General features: G+C 58.8%; 17 protein-coding genes and 1 pseudogene. 7 read left to right on the forward strand and 11 right to left on the reverse strand.

Features of this window, described 5'->3' with window-relative positions:
• Positions 1-493 precede the first annotated feature (493 nt).
• From BXE_RS43605 to BXE_RS48415, 5 genes are all read left to right on the forward strand, one after another.
• Positions 494-2,008: a GGDEF domain-containing protein gene (locus BXE_RS43605; RefSeq protein ID WP_011494180.1), complete on the forward strand. Its 1,515-nt coding sequence runs from the start codon at positions 494-496 to the stop codon at positions 2,006-2,008.
• 125 nt (positions 2,009-2,133) lie between these two features.
• Positions 2,134-4,038 carry a methyl-accepting chemotaxis protein gene (locus BXE_RS41715; RefSeq protein WP_011494181.1) on the forward strand — a complete coding sequence of 635 codons (1,905 nt, stop codon included), beginning with the start codon at positions 2,134-2,136 and terminating at the stop codon, positions 4,036-4,038.
• A 46-nt stretch (positions 4,039-4,084) separates the two neighbouring features.
• Positions 4,085-4,561, forward strand: coding sequence for a helix-turn-helix domain-containing protein (locus tag BXE_RS46265; RefSeq protein WP_158340976.1), 477 nt, complete (start codon positions 4,085-4,087; stop codon positions 4,559-4,561).
• A gap of 125 nt (positions 4,562-4,686) precedes the next feature.
• Positions 4,687-5,925: a phospholipase A gene (locus BXE_RS41720; RefSeq protein WP_011494183.1), complete on the forward strand. Its 1,239-nt coding sequence runs from the start codon at positions 4,687-4,689 to the stop codon at positions 5,923-5,925.
• Positions 5,926-6,086: 161 nt separating this feature from the next.
• Positions 6,087-6,185 (forward strand): transposase, encoded by a 99-nt coding sequence (locus BXE_RS48415; protein WP_081435650.1) that lies wholly within the window; start codon positions 6,087-6,089, stop codon positions 6,183-6,185.
• A gap of 1 nt (position 6,186) precedes the next feature.
• On the opposite strand, the gene BXE_RS41730 is transcribed toward BXE_RS48415, so the two are convergent.
• Together BXE_RS41730 and BXE_RS41735 are read right to left on the reverse strand one after the other, a co-directional pair.
• Positions 6,187-6,498 carry a hypothetical protein gene (locus BXE_RS41730; RefSeq protein ID WP_011494184.1) on the reverse strand — a complete coding sequence of 104 codons (312 nt, stop codon included), beginning with the start codon at positions 6,496-6,498 and terminating at the stop codon, positions 6,187-6,189.
• Between the two features lie 122 nt (positions 6,499-6,620).
• Positions 6,621-7,091 (reverse strand): GDP-mannose mannosyl hydrolase, encoded by a 471-nt coding sequence (locus BXE_RS41735; protein WP_011494185.1) that lies wholly within the window; start codon positions 7,089-7,091, stop codon positions 6,621-6,623.
• A 473-nt stretch (positions 7,092-7,564) separates the two neighbouring features.
• Between BXE_RS41735 and BXE_RS41740 the strand changes: the two genes are divergently transcribed.
• The gene (locus tag BXE_RS41740) at positions 7,565-8,938 is read left to right on the forward strand and encodes a UDP-glucose dehydrogenase family protein (protein WP_011494186.1); all 1,374 of its coding nucleotides are present in this window, start codon (positions 7,565-7,567) and stop codon (positions 8,936-8,938) included.
• A 1,556-nt stretch (positions 8,939-10,494) separates the two neighbouring features.
• Positions 10,495-11,553 carry an acyltransferase family protein gene (locus BXE_RS41745; protein ID WP_011494189.1) on the forward strand — a complete coding sequence of 353 codons (1,059 nt, stop codon included), beginning with the start codon at positions 10,495-10,497 and terminating at the stop codon, positions 11,551-11,553.
• 342 nt (positions 11,554-11,895) lie between these two features.
• Here BXE_RS41745 and BXE_RS41750 read toward each other — a convergent pair whose 3' ends face one another.
• The 9 genes and pseudogenes from BXE_RS41750 to BXE_RS41790 all read right to left on the reverse strand — a co-directional run bounded on the left by BXE_RS41750 (position 11,896) and on the right by BXE_RS41790 (position 21,142).
• Positions 11,896-13,197 (reverse strand): glycosyltransferase WbuB, encoded by a 1,302-nt coding sequence (locus tag BXE_RS41750; protein ID WP_011494190.1) that lies wholly within the window; start codon positions 13,195-13,197, stop codon positions 11,896-11,898.
• Positions 13,194-14,024 carry a glycosyltransferase family 2 protein gene (locus BXE_RS41755; protein ID WP_011494191.1) on the reverse strand — a complete coding sequence of 277 codons (831 nt, stop codon included), beginning with the start codon at positions 14,022-14,024 and terminating at the stop codon, positions 13,194-13,196. The genes BXE_RS41750 and BXE_RS41755 overlap by 4 nt, the downstream gene beginning before the upstream one ends.
• Positions 14,021-14,584 (reverse strand): acetyltransferase, encoded by a 564-nt coding sequence (locus tag BXE_RS41760; protein ID WP_011494192.1) that lies wholly within the window; start codon positions 14,582-14,584, stop codon positions 14,021-14,023. Before BXE_RS41760 ends, BXE_RS41755 begins: the two co-directional genes overlap by 4 nt.
• Positions 14,585-14,686: 102 nt before the next feature.
• A pseudogene (locus BXE_RS48420) lies at positions 14,687-14,851 on the reverse strand (DapH/DapD/GlmU-related protein); the annotation flags it as partial.
• Positions 14,852-15,128: 277 nt separating this feature from the next.
• On the reverse strand, positions 15,129-16,382 hold the full coding sequence (locus BXE_RS41770) for a glycosyltransferase (RefSeq protein WP_011494194.1): 1,254 nt from the start codon (positions 16,380-16,382) through the stop codon (positions 15,129-15,131).
• Positions 16,379-17,614 carry a glycosyltransferase gene (locus tag BXE_RS41775; protein WP_011494195.1) on the reverse strand — a complete coding sequence of 412 codons (1,236 nt, stop codon included), beginning with the start codon at positions 17,612-17,614 and terminating at the stop codon, positions 16,379-16,381. The genes BXE_RS41770 and BXE_RS41775 overlap by 4 nt, the downstream gene beginning before the upstream one ends.
• The gene (locus BXE_RS41780) at positions 17,611-18,711 is read right to left on the reverse strand and encodes a glycosyltransferase family 4 protein (RefSeq protein ID WP_011494196.1); all 1,101 of its coding nucleotides are present in this window, start codon (positions 18,709-18,711) and stop codon (positions 17,611-17,613) included. Before BXE_RS41780 ends, BXE_RS41775 begins: the two co-directional genes overlap by 4 nt.
• Positions 18,712-18,771: 60 nt before the next feature.
• Positions 18,772-20,166: an oligosaccharide flippase family protein gene (locus BXE_RS41785; protein WP_148223123.1), complete on the reverse strand. Its 1,395-nt coding sequence runs from the start codon at positions 20,164-20,166 to the stop codon at positions 18,772-18,774.
• A gap of 25 nt (positions 20,167-20,191) precedes the next feature.
• Complete coding sequence (locus BXE_RS41790; RefSeq protein WP_011494198.1) at positions 20,192-21,142, reverse strand: GDP-L-fucose synthase family protein; 951 nt, start codon at positions 21,140-21,142, stop codon at positions 20,192-20,194.
• Positions 21,143-21,147 lie beyond the last annotated feature (5 nt).

The following is a 21,147-nucleotide window of genomic DNA, read 5'->3' on the forward strand; positions in this document are numbered from 1 at the left end:
GAAGCTCACGGCCACCACCCTGTCCGATCCGACCGATCAGAGCCGACCTCAACGATCCGGCGCGCGTAGAACGCTTCGAGACTCATGCGGCTTCGCCCTCCGTCAAGGCGACGCGGCGTGCGCTTTTCCTGCAATGCGCGCAGTCCTTCGCGGGGCACTGTCAGGTTGCTCGGTTGTCGAGTAGCGCTTTTTTTGCTGTCGCGTACTGGATGGCCGGCACACACCAACATACCCGCACCTCTATTCAAGCCATAACGGCACAAATATTTTCTTCATTTTGGCCTCGCCATAATCCGCAACGCTGCAACGCCAAGATGCGTCGCAAGCTTTTCCGCGACGGCAGACTGCCATTCAAGTTTCTGGACGATGCGCCGTCATGTCTGGTATTGCCCATCCCCCGTTACCTTTCGGACGGCCTTCGTCGCATGCTTGCTCAGTCCCCAGACGCGCGCGCGCTTATCTTCGCATTGGCTCGACCCGTCGCGATCCGCTCATGAGACGGTTTTCGCAGCTCCTCGCCTCGACGCTGGCCTTCACGGTGTTCGCCTGTTTCGGCATCGTGCTGACGCGTGCAACGTGGGGTGTGAGCAGTATCTGGCCCGCCAACGGCCTGATCGCGGGCCTCGCGTTGGACGGCACCCAAACCCGTGAGCGCGACATCGCAATTGCGGTGGCTGCGGGCGGCCTCGCGGCGAACCTATGGTTGCTCCCCGACCGATCTGCCGGGCTGATTTTCAGCCTCGGCAACGTTGTCGAAGTGTCGGCCATGTCCATGTCGTTGCGCTTTTTTCGTGCGCCTTTATTGGCGGTGCCGAATCCTCAGGGTCTTTATCGCTTTCTCACGCGCGCCGTGCTGTTGCCTACGCTGATCTCGGCGCTCGTGGTCGGCGTAGCGACACATATCGCGCTCGGCTGGCCGGCATTGATCGTCGCGGCGAGTTGGTTATTCAGCGACGCTCTCGGCATTGCCATCTTCCTGCCACTTGGTTACGTCTGCCGGCGCGCCTCGCGCGTATTGCGCCGCGCGCTCGCACGTGAGCGACTGAAGACGCGCCTCATGCGCAATTGTCGCAACGGTTTTTGCGCGCATGCGATTGTCGCGCTGGTTAGCGTTGGCAGTTTTCATCACGCGCACTGGGTGCCGCTCTACTGGGTATTGCCGTCGCTCGTGCTCGCGGTGCTATGGGCCGGGTCTTATGCTGCGGTGACGGGCACCTTCATTACCGCTGCCGTTGCCGTCGTCAGCACGGTCCGCGAGCCATTTCACAGTCCGTTCGGCACATTCGCGCGGCCTGCCGATGCGATCTTCGACGTGCAGGGTTTCGCGCTCGCCTGCCTGCTGACGTCGTATCTGATGGCCGCTGTTCTCGCCGACGGGCGTCGCTATCTCGCGCAGGTCAGCGCGAGCCATCACAAACAGACGGAACTCGCGGAACGGTTGTGGGCGGCGAACAAGGAACTGAAAGCGCTCGCGTTGCAGGACGCGTTGACGGGCCTCGCGAACCGGCGTCATTTCGTGGCGTCATTGGATCACGCCATGCGCACCGCGTGGGTCGACAGAACGGCGGTTGCGGTGATATTCATCGACGTGGACTGGTTCAAGCGCTTCAACGACCGCTACGGACACGAACGCGGCGACGCTGCGTTGTGCGCGGTCGCTACCGCGCTAACGGATGCACTCACGAATGAACTAACCGATGCATTTGCGACCGACCTCGCACAACGTGCAACCGTCGCGCGGATCGGCGGCGAAGAGTTCGCGATCGTCCTGCCGGACGCCGACGAGGCATCGGCCACGCAACTGGCAGGTTCGGCGCTCGCGCGGATTCGCGCGCTTTCAATCGCGCATGAAGGCAGTCCACACCGCAACGTGACGATCAGCGTCGGCGTCGCACTGTCGCGCGGCAAGGCAGAAGCGGGAGCCAGCGCGCTGCTGGCTCGCGCCGATGCGGCCATGTATCGCGCCAAGCGCGAGGGCCGCGACCGCTGTGTCGTGCTCGCCGACTGAAAAGAACCTGCACGTCGCCCTCAACTTTATTTTTGACGAGCCGTTTTGCAAAGAGGTGTCGGCGTGACCCGCTGCAACCGAATGTTCTCCCACTCTATTTCGTCGCTTATTTTCGGCTCGCCCACATGAACGTCCTGCGTCGTCTTTCCGTGCGTCAGAAGCTTATCCTCGCGATGAGCTTGTCCATTCTTATCTTCGTCGTCATATCCGCCGCATTGAGCGTCGTATTGACCGGCAACCGCCTGAAGCAACGCGCGGTTTCGGTGGAGTTACCAGCCGCCGTTGGCGAAATCCGTAACGACGTGCTGCGTCAGATTGGCGGCCCGCTGGCTTTGACTCGGGGCATGGCGGTCAATACCTTCATGCTGGACTGGGAGGCGAAAGGTCTGCCCGACGACGGTACCGACGCATGGAAGCGCTACGCGCAAAGCCTCAAGAGCGCGGCGCATGCAGCCACCATCTCCTGGGTTTCGGAAGACACCGGCAAGTATCTGAACGAGACCGGCGTCTCGCGCACGGTCTCGAAGAGCGATCCGGGCGATCAATGGTTCTATGGCTTTCTGTCCGGCGCCAAAGCGTACGAGCTGGACCTCGACAAAGACAAGGCTTCGTCCGAGTACAACCTGTTCATCAACGCGCGCTTCGATGCGGGCGGGAAGACCGGCGTGGCGTCACTGGGATTCTCGGTGAGCCAGCTCGCCGAATCGATCCGCAATTACCGCATCGGCGAGCACGGCTTCGTGTATCTCGTGCGCCCCGATGGCGCGTATGTGATCCATCGCGATGCGGCGCTGGCCGATGGCCAGCACTACCTGAAGGACGCGCCTGGCTTCGATGCACACATCGTATCGGCGTTGCTCAACGGGCAGAAGTTCACGAGCGCCAGCTACAGCGCGAACGACGGCAGGCGCCTCGTGGCCGCATCGTATATGCCGGAACTGAATCTGTATGTGGTTGCCGAGGTGCCCGAAGCCGAGGTGCTCGGCGATATCACGCAGACCGCGACGATCTCGGCGTTGGTGGCCGCGTTGATTGGCGGCGGCGTCGGCTTGCTGATCATCGTACTGGTGAGCCAGACGATTGCTGGTCCGCTGGGTCGCGCGGCAGCGATGCTGAGTGAAATCGCCGATGGCAATGGCGACCTCACACGCCGCCTGAAAGTAGAAAGCGACGATGAAGTCGGCAGACTATCGCACTCGTTTAACCGTTTCGTCGAATCGCTAAATCACATCATCGGGGATGTTCGCGCGAGCACCGTTGCCATCTCGAGCGCGTCGCGCGAAATCGCGGCCGGCAACCTGGATCTGTCCGCGCGCACCGAAGCGCAGGCGTCCAGCCTCGAAGAAACGGCCGCCGCCATGGAGCAATTGACGGCGACAGTCCAGCAGAACGCCAATCACGCCGGCGCGGCCCATGAACTGGTGATCGTAGCAAGCGATCGCGCGCAACGCGGCGGCCATGTGGTCGGCGACGTCGTGCGGACGATGAGCGAGATTACCGAGTCGTCGCGCAAGATCGCCGACATCATTGCGGTGATCGACGGCATTGCGTTCCAGACCAATATCCTCGCGCTCAACGCGGCCGTGGAGGCAGCGCGAGCAGGCGAGCAGGGACGCGGCTTTGCTGTTGTCGCATCGGAAGTGCGCTCGCTGGCCCAGCGCAGTGCGAGTGCGGCGAAGGAGATCAAGGCCTTGATCGACAGTTCCGCGCAGAGTGTCGCTGACGGAAGCCAACGGGTCGCAAGCGCCCAGGCGTCCATGACGGAAATCGTGGCGGCCGTGCAAAGCATGACCGGCATCATGAATGAGATTGCGAGCGCAAGTACCGAACAGAGCGTCGGCATTGGCGAGGTTAATCAGGCGGTGGTGCAGATCGACGAGAATACGCAACGCAATGCGGCTCAGGTTGAAGAAGCCGCTGCCGCCGCGAAGTCGATGGAGGAGCAGGCAGCGGCACTGGCGCGGATCGTCGCGATGTTCAGGATCGACGAGCGGCTCGCGGCGGCGGATCGGGCGGCTGGGTGGGACTAGTGGAACGTAACACCTGATAGGAAGTATCATCATGCACGTGGAGGGCATGATGACACTGACCGAAACCGGAATCATTGAACTGCAGCGGCGCGCCAGTGGGAGCGCCGTTCGGGCAGAGCCGGCGCGACACGCGCGTCTCATCTTGTTGCGTGCTGAGGGACTGACCTGGGCTCAGATCAGAACCAAACCCGATTGCAGCGACAGCTACGTCGATCGCTGGAGCAAGCGTTTTGCCGCAGATCGTTTGGCGGCCGTCTGCTCCCGGCATGCCGGACGCGAACGCTACAACGTGACCGATCACCTTGCGGCATGCGTGCGAGCAACCCAAATCCGTGAAGTGGAAGTACTTCGACCCCACGCGTCGAATTACTCCCGATTCAATCGTTGCACGTCCCTAGATGCCGAACCATGGCTCGCGCAGACGCGTCAGCAACTGGCGCAGTCGACGGCCAATGTCATAACGGTTTGTTCGCCGTATCCAAGCCGCTCGTCGGAGGGTGGCGGGCCTGACGGACTCACCTGACGTCGGCGCATAGATTGGATGCGTTTTTGTCGGACCCGTAATTTTCCGCGCGGCATCGACGCGGTGCATATTTATTGGAATGGACGATAGCGTCCCGCCTCAGGGCTCCTTGATTGGAAATTTATATGCGATCCAGTGCTCTTCGGATACGATATGTGGCCACGGTTCTCACGCTATGCTGCACAGGTACGGCCCAGGCGACCGTCGCCGTGCTGCAGCCGGCACGCGAACTGGCCGCCAGCCAACCTCTCGAACTCATCGTGCTCTATAGCGATGACGACACAAAACCGCTCAGCGTCGACGTCCCGGAACAACTGAACGTAACGCTGACCAATGGTGACCTTCCTCCCGCACAGCTCGCGCTGATCCGCGAACCCAGGGTTGCGAACCGCTTGAACCTGCGTCCCGGCCAGTACCGCAAGGTGCGCTTCTCGGCGCCCTGGCCTGATTCAGCACGTGGCGTCATGAAAATTGATCCAGTGGGTTTCGATACGTCACCGATGCTGGTGACGCTGAACCGCGGCAAAAGCCAGGGGCAGGTGGTCGCCGCCGAGCAGGCCGAGACCCAGGCAAAGACGCCGCAGCAACTCGCTGCAGCGACCGCTGCGGCCAACACAGCGGTGCCGACCTCCATCGCCGATCGCATGTTGAGCGGGCGTCTGTCGACCTTCGAGCCGATGTATTTCGCGGTCGGCAAGAATGGCGATACGCTGGGCAAGTTCCAGTTCAGCTTCAAGTACCGGTTGGTCCTGCCCGACGATCCGCGATCGCGCCGTTTTCTGGACAACCTGTATTTCGCCTACACGCAGACGTCCATCTGGGATCTGTCGCAGGAGTCGGTGCCGTTCCGCGATACCAGCTACGAACCGCAACTATTTTATTATCTGCAGGATACCGGCTGGAAAAGCGCACTTTTCACGCGCATGGGCATTGCCTCGGGTATCGGCCACGAATCAAACGGCAAGGCTGGCGACGCATCGCGCGCGATCAATACGGTGTTCGTGCGGCCCACCTGGGACTTCGGAGACCTGAATTCGAACCACCTGACCATCTCGCCCAAGTTCTACTACTACCTGAGCAAAAGTGGCAATGAGAACATTCAGGACTATCGCGGCTACGTGGACCTGCTAGTGAAATATGGCAGCCCCGATGGCTGGCAACTCGCAACCACGCTACGCAAGGGCACGGTGGGATGGCGCGGCAGCATCGATTCGCAATTGACTTATCCGCTCGCCAAGCTGATCGGCAGCGCCTGGGGCGGATATCTCTGGATCGGCTATTTCAACGGTTATGGGGAGGATATCCTCGATTACAACCAGCGACAGCACTGGATCGCGCGCATCGGCTACAGCATTTCCCGTTGATCGCCGGTCGAAGGGTTTGTCGCGCTGTCTGGTTACACCAGGGCGCGCGCAAAGCGCTCCTTGCCGCCCCTCGTTTCGCCGACCAGCAGCATGGCCGGGTCGCTTGACGCTGCCCGTCTCGCGAGCGCCATGCGGCGAGAAAGTCTGTGGACGATCGCGCCATGCTGACCGGCATCCTGTTCGTACTTCGGTCCGACATCTCGTGGGAAATGCTCCCGCATAAAATGACATCTGCTGGCGGCAAACCCAACCTTCATTGAGTTAGCGCTTCTTGGGCGTGGGCGCCCGTGTTGTCGTTTCAATCCCGATCGGCCACCTTAATGCACCGTCGGTCAGAGCAACGGTGAGCATGCGCGGGCGCCCCGATTCTTCGGCCGCGATAGCGGTTGCATACTCGTACGCCGTCATCGCATCCCCGGCTTCCACCGCGGCCCGGATTGCCTCGATCCGGGCATCGAGGCGGATGTTTCCCTCTGTCTTCGGCAGGTTCGCCTTGATGACGTCGATCGCTTCCTGATATTTTCCTTGGCCACGCAACGCGGCCGACTCCTGAATGAATTCTTTCGCCGTCATCGATCATTCCCCGCTTACCTATTCCGGTTTCTAATTAATCCGCGCTGTTGGTCCCCCACGCTACGGGTACGCTATTCCCTTCGGGTATTTGTGCCTTTCCGACGGACGCAAGCGACCCGGCATCATGTCCGTTGAAGGGAATCACCGAAATAAGCTCGCGTGTTCAGATGAACCTCTGCATCGCTCGTAATCTCTTCTTTCGTAGCCCAACGGTACGCTGAGTGTTGCAGTTGCGGCAGGCTCGCAAGTTCAATAGCGTCACGCAGCTTGTACCCGAGTACCACGTAATGAGTCGAGATACCGGCTTGGCCACTAAAATTGTCTTCGTATAGATGTTCGTACGCGCCAAGAAGGTCGGCGTCGGCTCGTCTGAGGTCGGCCCGACCCAGTTCCTCACTTGCGATCCGGCAAAAGGCATCGTCAAGGCGTTCGTTCTTGCGAATACGACCGCCCGGAACAAACCAGAAGCCTTGGGCGGGTTTGTTGACGCGCCATCCGAGAAGATAGCCGCCCGTCCCGTTCTCAATGATGAGGTCGATCGCTACCAGCGGTGTCGCATCGACGACATTCAAGAACATAGGGATTGGAAGCATGGTATTCAGCAGGAAATGATCGAGAAGATGCTATTACGAGTGAGGAAGCCATCACAAGTTACGCGCATAAGCGTCGCTCACTGCGCGTGCCTCATACCGATACGTCCTTGACGTATAGCCCGGTAGAGCAGTTTGTATCGAAGACAGGATACGTCGCAATATTGGGCCCTGTCCGACAATCTTGTGGCGTTATCCGCCGCCATGAACCGCGTCTCATCTATCGTACTCGTCCAATCGTCGGGTCTGCTGGCGAAGCGGATACGCTCGCGTCGCTTCTGCCAGGCTCGACATGACGGTCAAGCCTTGACGGAAAACGAAATTACCTTGTCGCGGTGCGCCAGATATTCCCCAAACAGGTTTCGTTGAGCAACGATACAAGCTCGTCGGACTCTTGCGCCTTCGGATAAGCCGATCAGGCGGGCGTTTGCATGCCGACTCGCAGATTATTCCATCTTCCACGTGCACCAGAAGCCATGAAAGTCACTATCGTCGGAACAGGTTATGTCGGTCTTGTCACCGGGGCATGCCTCGCGGAATTGGGCAATGATGTGCTATGTCTCGATGTCGATGCAGCCAAGATCGAAGAGCTAAACAACGGCGGCGTAGCCATCTACGAACCGGGACTATCGGAAGTAATCGCGCGCAATCGCGACGCCGCTCGCCTGACGTTTTCCACTGATATCGCCAAAGGAGTGGCACACGGCGACATTCAGTTCATCGCGGTCGGAACTCCGCCCAACGAGGACGGTTCCGCGGACCTGAAGTACGTGCTTGCTGCCGCGCGCAGCATCGGCCAGCATATGGATTCGTTCAAGGTCGTTGTAGATAAGTCGACCGTGCCAGTAGGTACGGCGGACAAAGTGCGTGAGACGATCTCGCGGGAATTGGCGGCACGCGGTCATGGCGCACAGTTCGCCGTGGTCTCAAACCCGGAGTTTCTCAAAGAAGGAGCGGCTGTAGAGGACTTCATGCGACCGGATCGCATCGTATTGGGATACGATCCCGACGTCGCGGGGCTGCGCGCGAAAAGCCTGATGGAGCAGCTTTACGCACCGTTTAACCGCAATCATCAACGCACCCTGTGCATGGACGTTCGGTCGGCCGAGTTCACCAAATACGCGGCTAATGCAATGCTCGCCACGCGGATTTCGTTCATCAACGAACTCGCGAACCTGGCGGATCGCGTCGGCGCTGATATCGAACATGTCCGGCGCGGCATTGGCTCCGATCCACGCATTGGTTACAGCTTCCTGTACGCCGGCTGCGGATACGGTGGCTCCTGCTTTCCGAAGGACGTGCAGGCGCTGATGCATACCGCGAACGAAAACGGCATGGAGCTGAACATTCTGGCTTCGGTCGAGTATGTGAACACGCTGCAAAAAACAGTGTTATTCGACAAGATCAAACAGCATTTCAATAATGCGCTTAATGGCAAGCACTTTGCCGTTTGGGGCCTTGCTTTCAAGCCGAACACCGACGATATGCGAGCCGCCACGAGTCGCCAACTGATTGCGGCATTGATTCGTGGTGGAGCGTCGGTAAGCGTGTACGATCCTGTTGCGCTTGACCAGGCCCGGCGTAGCCTGGCAGCAGACCTCGGTCCGGATAATTTCGAGCACGTCACTTTTGCGAAAGAGCGCGATATGGCACTCCAGAATGCCGATGCGCTAGTGATCCTGACCGAATGGAAGGAGTTCCGGAGTCCCGATTTCGAGCAGATGAACGAAGCACTCAATGACGCGGTTATATTCGACGGACGCAACCTGTATGACCCGACTGCGATGAGGGATAGCGGCTGGAAGTACTACACGATCGGGCGAGATGCGGCCCATTCTACTTCCCGGTAACGAAGTGGCCATAATCGGATTCATATCAGGCTTGACGCATTTGTGCTGCTGGGTAGCAGCCAGTATTCTGGCTCGTATATGAATAGCTGTTTCGTGAGAGTTCTCCTGACTGCTACGGTTGCGGCCATGGCGGCTGCCACCATCTGCCCGTTCGCATATGCGCAAAGTAATCTGGGCTCAGTGCAAGCCCAGTATTCAAGCGGTAATCCGCAGCACGTTGGGCAGTCTGGTTCGGATTCTTCCTTGAGCCCCCTGTATGGATCACCTCCGGGCTACGAGCTGGACTATCTCTCAGGTGATGACGTCTCTAGTTCAATCCGAAGTCAAGCTTCCGCGCGCGGCGGGGCAACGCGCAGTACCAGATCGTCGCAGGGCACTCGTTTTCGCTCCCTGTACGGTGCTCCCACAGATTACGAGGATAGTTATTCGGTGCACCTTGGGAATCGGCCTCGAACAATGAACCGGGCACGTCAGCTGACGAGCTATGGGATCGCGGCGGTCGAAGGTTTAGCGTCGCCGGGAGTGGGCAGCGGCGAAAGAACTTCGTCGGCGAAAGCGACATCGCGGTGGAATACCGGGCGGGTGCGGACCGGACAGCAGGGAGACGGCAGTATGCCCGGGTCTTCGACCGTGGCGCCCGAGTCGCCTTTTGTTACGCGACTTGATTCTGCAGCAGGCGGAGATGCGGCTGTGACGCTGTATAGGTCGCCGTGGTAACCCGCGCGAAAAAATCCGGAGAGGTGAATCTCACTTGTTCAGACAATCTTCCGGGATTTTTAAGGCAGCATGACGGAAGGTCATACTGCCTTATCCGACTGTCCGAATTTGCGCGACCACCTCTGTCGACGCGGTTGTCGACACACTTGCAATGTCGAGTTCCGCACAGTGGCTTCAGTGCTGCATTGTCTATCGGCTTTCCGGCCGACGGTAAAGATCCGACTGCATCCCTGGTCGAGCAATTGAACCCAGGATATCTGGTGCGCAATAGTGGAACCACCGAACTTCGGATCTATCACCAGAGAATCACCGGCCCGAGTACCGTGCCGACTCTCAAAACCAACGATGCCTACATGGCGTTTGCGAATGCCGGCGGCAAAGTACCTGTTGTCGTGGGAGAACCAGGAGCCGTTCGCGCAGACTCTCGATATTTCCCCCAAAGTGACGAATCGGACGCTCGACTTACTGACGTTACGGTGGAAATGCTCCAACGTGCATCACCGACCGCGTACCTGCCCAACTGGCAACGCGGTGTTGGCCAGGAAGATACCCGTACTCGAGGAACCCAATCCCGTTTGGACCCCATCACATCCAAACGTAGGGAAATTCCGCGAAACATGGTGGACGTCGCTCGCATTGAAAGGGTGACACTGACTGCCGCTCGTATGACTTCATCCACTCGATCCCCGGGGCTACCGCTCTGGAAGCAGTCGTGCGCGGCAACGAGGCCGAAAATCACCCAGCGAACAAACGCGCGTCGCCTTCCTCGGGCGTTGCGGTGCGTGTCAACCCATCTTGCCATCTGAATTAGCCGTTTCCCGACCCAGGCCAACCTGACTATGAAAAAGTTGAGAGGGATTGAAGCTACTCGCGGATTTGCGGCGGTCTACGTCTTTCTGCACCATCTGAATCCGTTTCGGGGCACGCGTATTGAACCATTGTTCCATTTTGGTCAGGAAGCGGTGATCCTTTTTTTTATGATCTCGGGTTTCGTGATTTTTCTTTCGGTGACGAAAGATAAGCGTCCAGGTATTCGAAGCTATCTGGTTAGCCGTGCAGTCCGCATCTACCCTATATTTCTCGTCAGCCTCGCACTCGCCGCGCTGGCCGCACTGGTTACCCACGACACAGCGTGCATCAACACACCTGGCCTGTTAGGTAACCTGTTCATGATGCAAGATTCGGGCGCGTTAAAAGCCGGTGTACTTTTCGAGACATTCTGTCGAAATGATCCACTTTGGTCGCTGTCATACGAAGTGTGGTTCTATGTTGCGTTCGCTCTCATTTTCTTTTGTGTGAATGCAACGTGGTCCTCGCGTCGCGCGATAGTAATCGTGTTGTCAGTAGTTGGAGCAGTTACCTATGACATCCATCCTAATGCGGTCTCCTTGTATGCCGGCTATTTCATCATTTGGTGGGCCGGTGTTGAGCTTGCGCGCGAATTTCGAGCGAGAGCGCGATTTTCGGTCACCGCTCAACTTCCGATGTTCCTGGGGATCGGAGTGTGCACGCTCATCTGGTCCGTCCCGGTAATTAAAGCTGTTGCCGCCCACGCCACGGTGATTTCCGGAATCAGCCCCGCCTTGCAGGTCCGCCACTTTGTGATGGCATTGCTCGTGTTAGGGCTGGCAACAGCCAATTTTCGCGCACCGAAAGCGACCGCGCCGCTAATTGGCTTCTTTGCCTGGATTGCCGGGATTTCATATGGACTGTACGTAACGCATCAGCCGGTGATCACGATTGTGCATGCGCTGGATTTCCCGCGACATGTCGAAATTGTAGTGTGTGTTTTTGCAGCCTTGACTACCGCATATGTATTGGAGCGAGTTTTCCAGCCATTTGTGGTCGGTTTTATAAGAGGACGTAGCCTTCGAGGTCAAGCTACACGGATTACCTGAATTTCGCCCAGGCTTGCAGTCGCCACTCTCGTCAACGTTGGTAAGCGATCGTCGTCGAGCGTCGTAAAAGGAAAACGCATATCCGGCGGCACCCTGATAGGCGGATGACGCTACCGCAATACTTAAAGACTCTCCAGGAACGCCAGCAAAGGGTCCAGTGGCCGAAGCCGACCCGGACCCAGGTTCCTTTGCGTGCATTATGCCAGGCTCGGATTCCAGTAGTTTCACTCATCGCCTTGTCCGAATTTCCGGCGTCACCTCTTTCCATTCAATCGGACGCTTCTTGTGCCACCCATCATTGGCGTTATCGCGGGTCATCGCAACGATAGTCAACCCTCCTCCTCAAGTAAAAACCGACCTTCCTCTCACCCGATCGCATAGCATCTGAAATCTGCCGTCGAGGCGCTCTATCACCGCCCGACGCGACAACTCCGTTTCTGCGTAGGCGCGTGCAGCGGCACCAAGCCGGGTTCGCTGGTCCACGTCGTCGGCCAGATTTTCTATGGCGGCCACCAACGCCTGAACATCCTCAGGTGGAACCGTCACGCCTCGCGGAGACACCACGTCGAAGAGTTCCGTCCCTGCGCGCGCCATCGCGATGATGGAGCGACCGCTTGCGAGCATGCCGGTCAGTTTCGAAGGCATAACCAGATCGGCCGCATCCGCTCGCTGCGGCAAAACATGGATGTCCGCCACATTGAGCAGATCGTTAAGCTTGTCAAACGGCTGCAAGGAGAGAAATGTGCAGTTCGCCAGATGCCCGCATTGTTCAACAAGATTTACCTTGTATGGACCGTCGCCGCAAAGCACGAAATGGATGTCGCTTCTGTGTGCAAGCGAAGCGGCCGCCTGCGCCAACACCTCAATACCCTGCTTCGCACCCATGTTGCCGGAATACAGAACGACAATCGCCTCGTCTGGAATATTCAACGCCGTCCGGTACAAACTCGGCCGGTCCAGCGGAAAGATGACATTGACATCGACCCAATTGGGCAATGCAAACAGTCGCGGTGAATCCACCCCTTTATTGCGGCCATGTTCGATCATTCTCGCGGAAATGGTCGATACGACGTCGAAACGCCGCATCAGCCAACTTTCGACACCCAGGGCGAACTGTCTCAGCCGCTTGCCCTTCAGCATCCCCAGTTCGAAAGCAGCATCGACTTCATAGTCCTGAATGTGAAGCCACGTGCGTGCCCTCGCCATCTTGCCGAACATCAAGGCAGCCGGAATGTTCATCAGACTCGGGGCAACTGCGATCACAATGTCGGGCCGCCAGAACAATTGTGCAAACACCGTCGGCAAGCTCGAAACAGCAAAACTTGCGAGATGCAGGAGACGCTTCAGCCCGCTGGGACGACTCGGCACCCACACGGGCGCACGCTGAATACGCACGGCCGCACGTTGCTCGGTGCGATAGCGCCAGGCCGAGTGACCGGCGCCGATCCGCCATTCCGGATAGTACGGCGGCGCACATATCACACGTACTTCGTATCCCACATCGGCCAGTGATTCCGCCATCTCGGCACTGTACTTTCCAATACCGGTGAGCTCGGGAGCGTAGTTGAGGCCATAGATCAGGACCTTCCTCGAAGGCCGACGGCCAGTGGTGTCCGGACCGGACTGGATAAGCGCGTTCTTCATGCCTTCGGCGCCTTCCGACGCTCCCGCACCTTCAACACAATGAAATACTCGTAGATGGACTGCAGCACGGCGTAAACGAATCCCGGCCGGCCGTCCAGAAAGCCTCTTCGAAGCCCGTAGAGCACGAGGAACTTAGCTAGCGGACGCAGCGGCAACTTGTAAAACAAGCCCTTTTGATGATAGCGGCGCACCTGAAAATCCCTCGCCAGCAACGCCTTTGACAGCTCGAACTTCTCGCCCTTACTCGCGTTGATCAGAAACTGCTCCGCCTCGAGCGAGCTATACGAATTGTGGCGTGCCAGCCAGTGCGAGATACCTTTGCTGAACGGATGATGGTCGAGATATCCGCCAATCCTGCCTGTCTTGCCGTTGACCACGGTGACCGGATTCACCATCCGTTCGTACCGAATGTAGGCCGGTTTGAAAAGGCGAACGTAGTAGGGCGACACCTGAACGTGTTTCAGCCATCGCTCGCTGAAAAAATCGCGACGCTGCACTTCGAAGGCAACGCAATCAGTCGATGTGGAGACCATCTCGCGGACCGATCGGGCCAGGTCTTCGGTCACGCGTTCGTCAGCATCGATGTATAAGACCCAATCGTGCCTGAATTTAATGTTGGCCAGTCCCCAATTCTGATGACTGGCCCAGTTATCGAATTCCCTCAGCGTAATCTTCGCCCCGAGCAGCGTGGCAAGTTCAACCGTGCGGTCGGTGCTGTGAGAGTCATAAACATGGATGTCATCGCACCATTCAATAACACTTTCCAGGCAACCCGGAAGATCTTTTTCTTCGTTCTTTGTCAGAATGAGGACTGAAACACCACTCATTGCTTTTCTCCCGATCCACTTCGAGTGGATATTTTTTTGGCAGGCATGCCGGCGTACACCGTCCAGCTCTCGCGAAGACTGCGGGTCACCACCGATCGCGCGCCCACCACAACCCCCTCCTCGATCTGCACGCCCGGACAAACAAACGCCTCCGCGCAAATCCATGCATCGCGCCCGATGGATATCGGCTGTGCGGTGAGCTGAAACAAAGGGTCGTTGAAATCGTGACTACCGGTGCACAGATGCGCCCCCTGTGAGATCACGCAACGTTCTCCCAAGACAATCATTTCCATCGAGTAAAGCGTGACGCCGTTGGCAACGCCTGCCAAATCCCCAATCGAAAGATTCCACGGAGCCCAGATCCTGACCCGTGGATAAATGTGCGCGCCCGCTCCGATTCGCGCGCCGAAGACTCTCAGAATGCCTCGACGCCACGCATGAAAAGGGCGCGGTGTCGGGAGAAAAAACAGCACATATGCGATTCCCCACAGCACGCGTGCCACGCGATTTTTCAACGGGAAAGAGGGAGCAACCTTGGAATCCACACCTTGCAGTATCATCGTTCAAGCCTCTTGCCGAGCCGCCATGGGTGCACAATATCCGCCCGGGACAGCAGGTGCTTCGAGCATTTTCCGGTGTATCAATTCATCCCTCAAAATCGGGAAGCGTCGCCTGATCAGACGCGCCGGAACGCCGCCGACCACCGTGAACGGCTCAATATCACGGGTGACGACCGCCCCGGAAGCGATGACCGCGCCGTCACCAATGGTTGTTCCGCAAAGAATGGTCGCGCCGGCGCCAATCCACACGTCCTTGCCGATCTGGGTGGGACGAAATGCAGGTCGGCCGCTAAAGATGATCGGGACGCCCGGGAGGTCGAAGACGTGGTCGTTGCCCACGATCTGCACGTTAGGCCCCAGCAGCGAATAACTGCCGACGCGAACGCCTGGATTGATCCGGCAGCCCGGTCCAACGTAGACATATTCGCCCGCGTGGAAATCCCGGCTGATATCGCCATATCCGCCGAATAGCACCGTGGGGTGGACGTCGTTGAGCCTGAGCAGTTTCCGCCAGAACAATCTTCTGACACCGCGCATGGCGGCTCTAAGATCGGCCTTCATATGCACCTCCACAGAGGACTTGCATGTCATTACCCTGCCCCGCCGCTTTGCCATGGATTGCATCCGAGAGCACCTGGCATTGCCTATAAGGATTGTATATTTCGTCAATGATCCTGAAGCAGTTCTCCCGGGTCTGACGTCGGTCACCAAATACTTCGGGAATTGAAATCAAACACCTCGACAGGTCAGCCACGTCCCCGTACCGGAACAGCATTCCCGAGAAACCGTGTGCGACCGCTTCTGCTTCAGGCATCTGTCGATCCATATGGGAGTGGCTGATGACCGGCGTACCGAACATGAGCGAGTGCATGGCGGTCAAGCCGACTTTCCCGGGCGATACGACGACATCGGAATCGAATATGTGAACGGCTACCGCCTCCTCGTCGTACAGCTCACCCACGAAGTCGATGTCCAGCTTCAATTGCTTGGCCAGCGCCTTAAGACTGCTCTCCGCCGGGCCGCCTCCTATCAACGTCAGCCTGAATCGCCACGCCGACGTTTCCTGTGCCAATGACACCGCATACATCAGGACGTCGTATGCGCACTTGTCAGTTAATCTCGACACGCCGAGAATGCGGATTTCAAACGGTTGTCGCGGCGCCTCCGGGCGCGCCAGCAATTCACGGCGTGTACGCAACTGGGACTGGTAGTCGAGGCTGTTGAATCCGACATAGAGGTTCCTGGAGCGGAATCCAAAATCTTCCGCAATGCATTTCGCCCGGTAGCCGTACAGATATTGCGCATGTCCAAGCGAGAAAAAGATACGCCGGACGTGATTTTTCAAGGATCGATCGGCCGACAGGAATCCGTGCCCCCAAAAAATCACACGCTTGCCGGTCAAGCGCCCGAGCGCCGCCGCCAGCCAGGTCGTAAGGAAGTTCGGATTGGCAAGCAACACCAATACGTCGAACTCGCTCGATAAAGCCGCATGTACCGCGGCCCACTGGAACGAGACGTCATTGAGCACCTTGACAGCGGCCGGTCTGAAATCGGTGTCGGCGTCGAAATGGAGCGCGGGGATGCCCTGATATCGCTCCACCGGGTCGCCAAAGAACGTCACATCAAAATCGTCCCGACTGATTGCATCGAGAACGCCTTTGCGGTAATGCGGGAAAAAGTGGTACACGATAGCGACGCGAGGGCGCCTGGCTGCGCCGCGCTCGCGCGGTCCGCGCATGGCATGCGGTGAGCCGGCACGCGAGCCCCGCAACGGGCGCATCAGGCTAACAATAGTCACGCGCGGCCCTCCGTCCGATGAACCTGGCTAATCGCATCCATCACATTGCATCCGAAATTTTCAGGGTTGTGCTGACGCGCGAATTGAGCGAGTTGAGACGAACCCTGGATGGAATGCATAATCGTCTCCAATTTTCCCCAGTCAAAGCACGGCGCTGGCGGCGGCGCGAGTAGAAGATCGTCCCACCGCAGGCCGAGCGAGTTTTTCTCCCGATTGTGGTCGATAAGACCGTAATTCGAGGTGATCACCGGCACCCCGGCTTGAGCCGACTGGATCAGCACGCCGCTCATTCCACTAAAGTTTTCATAACACAGCCACATTGCATCGGCGGCCGAGAATACCCAACCTTCTTCAAGCTCGGAACAGAACCTGTTCACCACGATCACCTGCGAGCGGCGCGGCCCTGCCTGTGCCATAAAGGACTGGACCAGGCGCTCGGCTTCGGCATCCTGTACGCCGGCCAGCACGAGCCGGAAGTGCCCGGGAAGATCTGCCGCCGAAAACATGCTCAATAACCGGGCAACGCCTTTTCTCGGACTAAGCGAGCCGTAGGACGCGATAACGAAGTGGTCTTCCTCCAACCCCAGTGCCCGTCGAGCGGTCTCCCTTTGCGCAGGTTTGCTGATGAACGAGACATCCGGTACATATCTGATCTTCGGCGCCAATGCGGGCATGTTCTGTGTAACGTACTTCGGTAAGGGTTCATCTATCGTCGTAGCGAGCGCCAGCGCCCGAAGGCTCAGCAACCTCTGAAACAACACCCGATTGACGACATCGAGCTTCCCCCGCGGCCCTGCGATACCGCACGCGTGATGATGAAACTTCGCGGCAAGGATCATGCCGCCGAAGGGTGTCGTGCCAAAAGGCGAGCCATGCAATCCGACAATCTTGTCGACGTAATTGAGGTAGGGGACATAGACGAAATCAACCGCGTTGGTCTTACGGTACTCGCGGTAAGCCTGTTCGAAAGCACGCAGGTAAGCGCGCTGGCCGAACAACAGCTGGAGCTTTCCATAGCGGGTTTCTCGCGGAATCTCCGGCATGGTTGTAATGCCCAGACCGGATGCCAGAGCCGACATCACGCTTTGCGTCGCTGAGTGAGCGAGTGCGGACCCGGTCGTCATTAGCGTGACTTTCCATCCACGCCGGAGCGCCTCTTGAGCCATCAGACGGACATACAGCACCATACGGTGCCCGCTTGCCTCGGGTTCCACCAGCAGCAGCCTCGTCATTTCCCACCTTCCAGGGCCGTGCCGGCATCCAGTCGCGAACGCAACGTGACGTCCCCGAATAGCGCGGCATAACGTTCCGCGACGTGCGCGATCGAATAGGCGCTCAGATCGCGCCGATGGCGAATCCGTCCTTGCGCAAGTACCTCCGTGATAGCCGCCGCATAATCCCGATGACTTGCCGGATCGACTGTCGCGACGCCGGAGAAACGCGTGGCGAACTCAAAGACGCGAATGGTCGAAGCGACAATCGGCACACCGCTCGCGAGCGCCTCGATCATCGCGACACTGTGTGCCTCGCGCTCCGAAGGCATGACGTACACGTCCGCCGCGCCAAGCAGTGCCGCAACGTCGGGGCGGCTCCCCAGAAATCGCACGTTGCCGGACAAACGATGCTGCGCCACCAATCGCTTCAGCATGTCGCCGTAGGATGCGTCCTCTGTCAAACCGGCCAGCCACAGTTCAGCGGACTGGCCTGCATGCAACATGTCTTTCAGCGCCAGCACGCTAGCGGCCTGATTCTTCGCCGGCGACAGGCGCCCGACCTGAAGCACCACCGACACGCTATCGTCAACCTCGAATTCGGCTCGCAACCGGCGTCTCGCGTTTTCATCGAATGCGAAGCGTTCAAGTTCAGTGCCGTTCGGAATTGTCAGAAGCCGGCGAGGCATGCCACATCGCAATCGATAATTGTGTGCGGCTGTGTCGGTGACGGTAACCACCGCCGCCGCATCCCGCTTGAGAATGCGCTCACTCAGTCTGAGCAGCCCACCGGCGTAGTCGTCGTTGGTAGCCGCATGCATGACGGTGACGACCGGGATCGCCGCTACCGTCAATTTTGTCGCCACGCGTGCATATGCCGCCGGGATGACCGAATGCGCCACAATGACGTCGGGACGAAAGTCGCGCAACGACGCGCGAATAAAACGAAGCCGTTCCACGCGTCCCAGCAAGCGTGCGGGCGACGCGCACCAGACGCCCGTCTCTTGCAGTTTCGTCCAGACCGGCCGGAAGGCAACCTCGCAAGGGTTGATCCCGATGACGCCGGCGACCCCGACTTTCGCGGTCGTGTGCACCTCCGCCAGGGTGGCGGCGAGCATTTCGGCTCCGGAATGCCGCGGCGTCAGCACCACGTGCATGATGCGCATAACGTTCTCTCTCTAGACAGTCAGTGAAATACCGGCCCGCAGCCGTTGTAGTGGCAACACTAAAGCGGCCGCACAGACGAAGCCGAGTCCGACGGCGTGGTACGGCAGTGTCGAGAACACTTCGCCCAGGATCGCGATCAACGCCGCCACCGGCACGCCCACTGTGGCGAGCGGACGCAACTCCCGGATCTGGTCGCGGCCGTCCGAAAGAACGTCCCATAGCATCAACGTCATACAGACAAACACCGAAATCGTCGCAGCGAACGCGACACCGATGGAACCGAGCCACGGCACCAGAATCGCCGACGAAACCAGCAGGCAGAGCAACTGCGCCACCGTGCCCCGGGTTACCCGGCTCGGCCTCCCCGTGCCGCGCAAGTAGGAGGTCAGCAAGCCGACCAGCACACCGGCCGCCATCAGATAAACGAAGATGCGGAAAAACGGCACAGCCCCGCTCCATTGCGCACCGAGCGCCAGCTGGATGATGTCGCGGGCGGCGACGCAGAGAAACGTCGCGACCACGAGTGCGATTGTCCCCAACTGACTGAACAGCGCCAATGCGTAATGCGCGGCGCGGCTTTTGTCCCGACGCGCCAGTTCGGAAAAGTTCGGGAAAAGGTACTGACTCATCGCGATGCCAAAATCCGCCACGCCGAATTGCGCAAGGCGACTTGCAGTCTGATACAGGCCCAAAGTCTGCACGCCGAATGTCTTGACCGTGATGATCCGGTCTAACTGATTCACAATGATGGTGAGCAAGCTGCTCGCCCAAACCCAGCGACCGAATTCCATGACCTCGCCCAATGGCCTGGTGTCGAAATTCAGCCTGGGCTTCGTCCTGAAAGCGATGTGCGAGGCGATGGCCTTCAGAAACTCCGACAGCGGCAAGGCCGCGAGCACCCATACCACCTCGTGGTAGGTCAGCGCGGCCACAGCGGACATCACGAAATCAGCCATGACGAAGGTGGTCGTCAACAACGCGACCGTCCGAAACCGCCGTTCCCGCTGCGCGATGACGACACGCACGCTGGCGATGCATCTCGCGAACGGAACCAGCGCGACCATCCGCAGAACGGTGGTGCCCTCCGGGATGCTCATTAAGCGCGCAATCAGGCCGGAGGCGGCGAACAGAACAACGGTCAGCAACAAGCCGCGCAGCGCGGTCGCGGTCCATAGTGCGTCAAGGCTGCGCTGATCCAGTAGTTCCCGCCGCTGGATCAGCGCATGGCTCATGCCCATCTCGGTCAACGACTCCGCTATCGACAAGGCCATCAGGCAAGCCGCGATCAGACCGATGGATTGCGGTCCCAACAATCGCGCAAGCAGGAAGAATTTGAACGCCACCAACAGGCGCGACACAGCCTGTTGTCCAAAGACCCAGGTCACGCTGCCTTCGTCGAATCGCATCAGTTTCATTGATTGCCGGAGGCGCTCAGGCCCATTTCAGGGCTTGCGTTTCGTGATGCTGCAAGAAGTCATCGTAGGTCGCGGCCAGCCCTTCCTGCAGGCCGATCTTCGCGCTCCAGCCGAGCTCTGCCAGCTTGCTGACGTCGAGTAGTTTTTGCGGCGTGCCGTCAGGTTTGCTGACGTCGAATTCGATGTCGCCGTCAAAGCCAACCACATGCATCGCGGCACGGGCCAGTTCCTCGATTGTGACGTCCGCACCGCAGCCGACGTTGTACCACCCCTCCCCAATACCACGTTCGAGCATGAATATCACCGCATCCGCCATGTCGTCGACGTGCAGGAACTCCCGGCGCGCACGGCCTGTTCCCCACACCGCAAGCTTGCTCGCGCCGCTCACTTTCGCTTCGTGGGCCTTGCGCAGCAACGCCGGCAGCACGTGACTCGTTTTCAGGTCGTAATTGTCGTTCGGTCCATAGAGATTGGTCGGCATCAACGAGACGTACTGCGTGCCGAACTGCCGATTGAAAGCCTCGCAAAGCTTGATACCCGCGATCTTTGCAATGGCGTAAGGCTCATTGGTACTTTCCAGCGGGCCGCTCAGCAGGTAGTCCTCCTTGATCGGCTGCGGCGCTTCCCGCGGATAAATGCACGAGGAACCGAGGAACCCCAGCCGCTGAATGCCTGCACGAAAAGCCGAATGAATCACGTTGGCTTCGATGATCAGGTTCAGATACAGAAAGTCCGCTGGATAAGTCTCGTTAGCCAGGATGCCGCCCACCTTGGCGGCAGCCAGTATGACCACGTCGATCGCCTCGTCGCGAAAGAATCGTTCGACAGCAGCCTGGTCAGTCAAGTCGAGATCGGCGCGGCTGCGCGTCACGACATTGCCGTAGCCACGTGAAGCGAGATTGCGCAGCAACGCCGAGCCGACCATCCCACGGTGCCCAGCGACGAAGATTCGGGCGTTCTTGTCCATGGTAC

The sequence above is a fragment of the Paraburkholderia xenovorans LB400 genome (assembly GCF_000013645.1).
Taxonomy (GTDB): domain Bacteria; phylum Pseudomonadota; class Gammaproteobacteria; order Burkholderiales; family Burkholderiaceae; genus Paraburkholderia; species Paraburkholderia xenovorans.

Bases quoted from the DNA above. Each gene is read 5' to 3' on its own strand.
- BXE_RS41785 (WP_148223123.1), bottom strand. From the start codon at position 20,166: ATGCGATTCGACGAAGGCAGCGTGACCTGGGTCTTTGGACAACAGGCT.
- BXE_RS41745 (WP_011494189.1), top strand. From the start codon at position 10,495: ATGAAAAAGTTGAGAGGGATTGAAGCTACTCGCGGATTTGCGGCGGTC.
- BXE_RS41755 (WP_011494191.1), bottom strand. From the start codon at position 14,024: ATGAGTGGTGTTTCAGTCCTCATTCTGACAAAGAACGAAGAAAAAGAT.
- BXE_RS43605 (WP_011494180.1), top strand. From the start codon at position 494: ATGAGACGGTTTTCGCAGCTCCTCGCCTCGACGCTGGCCTTCACGGTG.
- BXE_RS41730 (WP_011494184.1), bottom strand. From the start codon at position 6,498: ATGACGGCGAAAGAATTCATTCAGGAGTCGGCCGCGTTGCGTGGCCAA.
- BXE_RS41735 (WP_011494185.1), bottom strand. From the start codon at position 7,091: ATGCTTCCAATCCCTATGTTCTTGAATGTCGTCGATGCGACACCGCTG.
- BXE_RS41740 (WP_011494186.1), top strand. From the start codon at position 7,565: ATGAAAGTCACTATCGTCGGAACAGGTTATGTCGGTCTTGTCACCGGG.
- BXE_RS41750 (WP_011494190.1), bottom strand. From the start codon at position 13,197: ATGAAGAACGCGCTTATCCAGTCCGGTCCGGACACCACTGGCCGTCGG.
- BXE_RS41790 (WP_011494198.1), bottom strand. From the start codon at position 21,142: ATGGACAAGAACGCCCGAATCTTCGTCGCTGGGCACCGTGGGATGGTC.
- BXE_RS46265 (WP_158340976.1), top strand. From the start codon at position 4,085: ATGATGACACTGACCGAAACCGGAATCATTGAACTGCAGCGGCGCGCC.
- BXE_RS41720 (WP_011494183.1), top strand. From the start codon at position 4,687: ATGCGATCCAGTGCTCTTCGGATACGATATGTGGCCACGGTTCTCACG.
- BXE_RS41775 (WP_011494195.1), bottom strand. From the start codon at position 17,614: ATGACGAGGCTGCTGCTGGTGGAACCCGAGGCAAGCGGGCACCGTATG.
- BXE_RS41780 (WP_011494196.1), bottom strand. From the start codon at position 18,711: ATGCTCGCCGCCACCCTGGCGGAGGTGCACACGACCGCGAAAGTCGGG.
- BXE_RS41715 (WP_011494181.1), top strand. From the start codon at position 2,134: ATGAACGTCCTGCGTCGTCTTTCCGTGCGTCAGAAGCTTATCCTCGCG.
- BXE_RS48415 (WP_081435650.1), top strand. From the start codon at position 6,087: ATGCTGACCGGCATCCTGTTCGTACTTCGGTCCGACATCTCGTGGGAA.
- BXE_RS41760 (WP_011494192.1), bottom strand. From the start codon at position 14,584: ATGATACTGCAAGGTGTGGATTCCAAGGTTGCTCCCTCTTTCCCGTTG.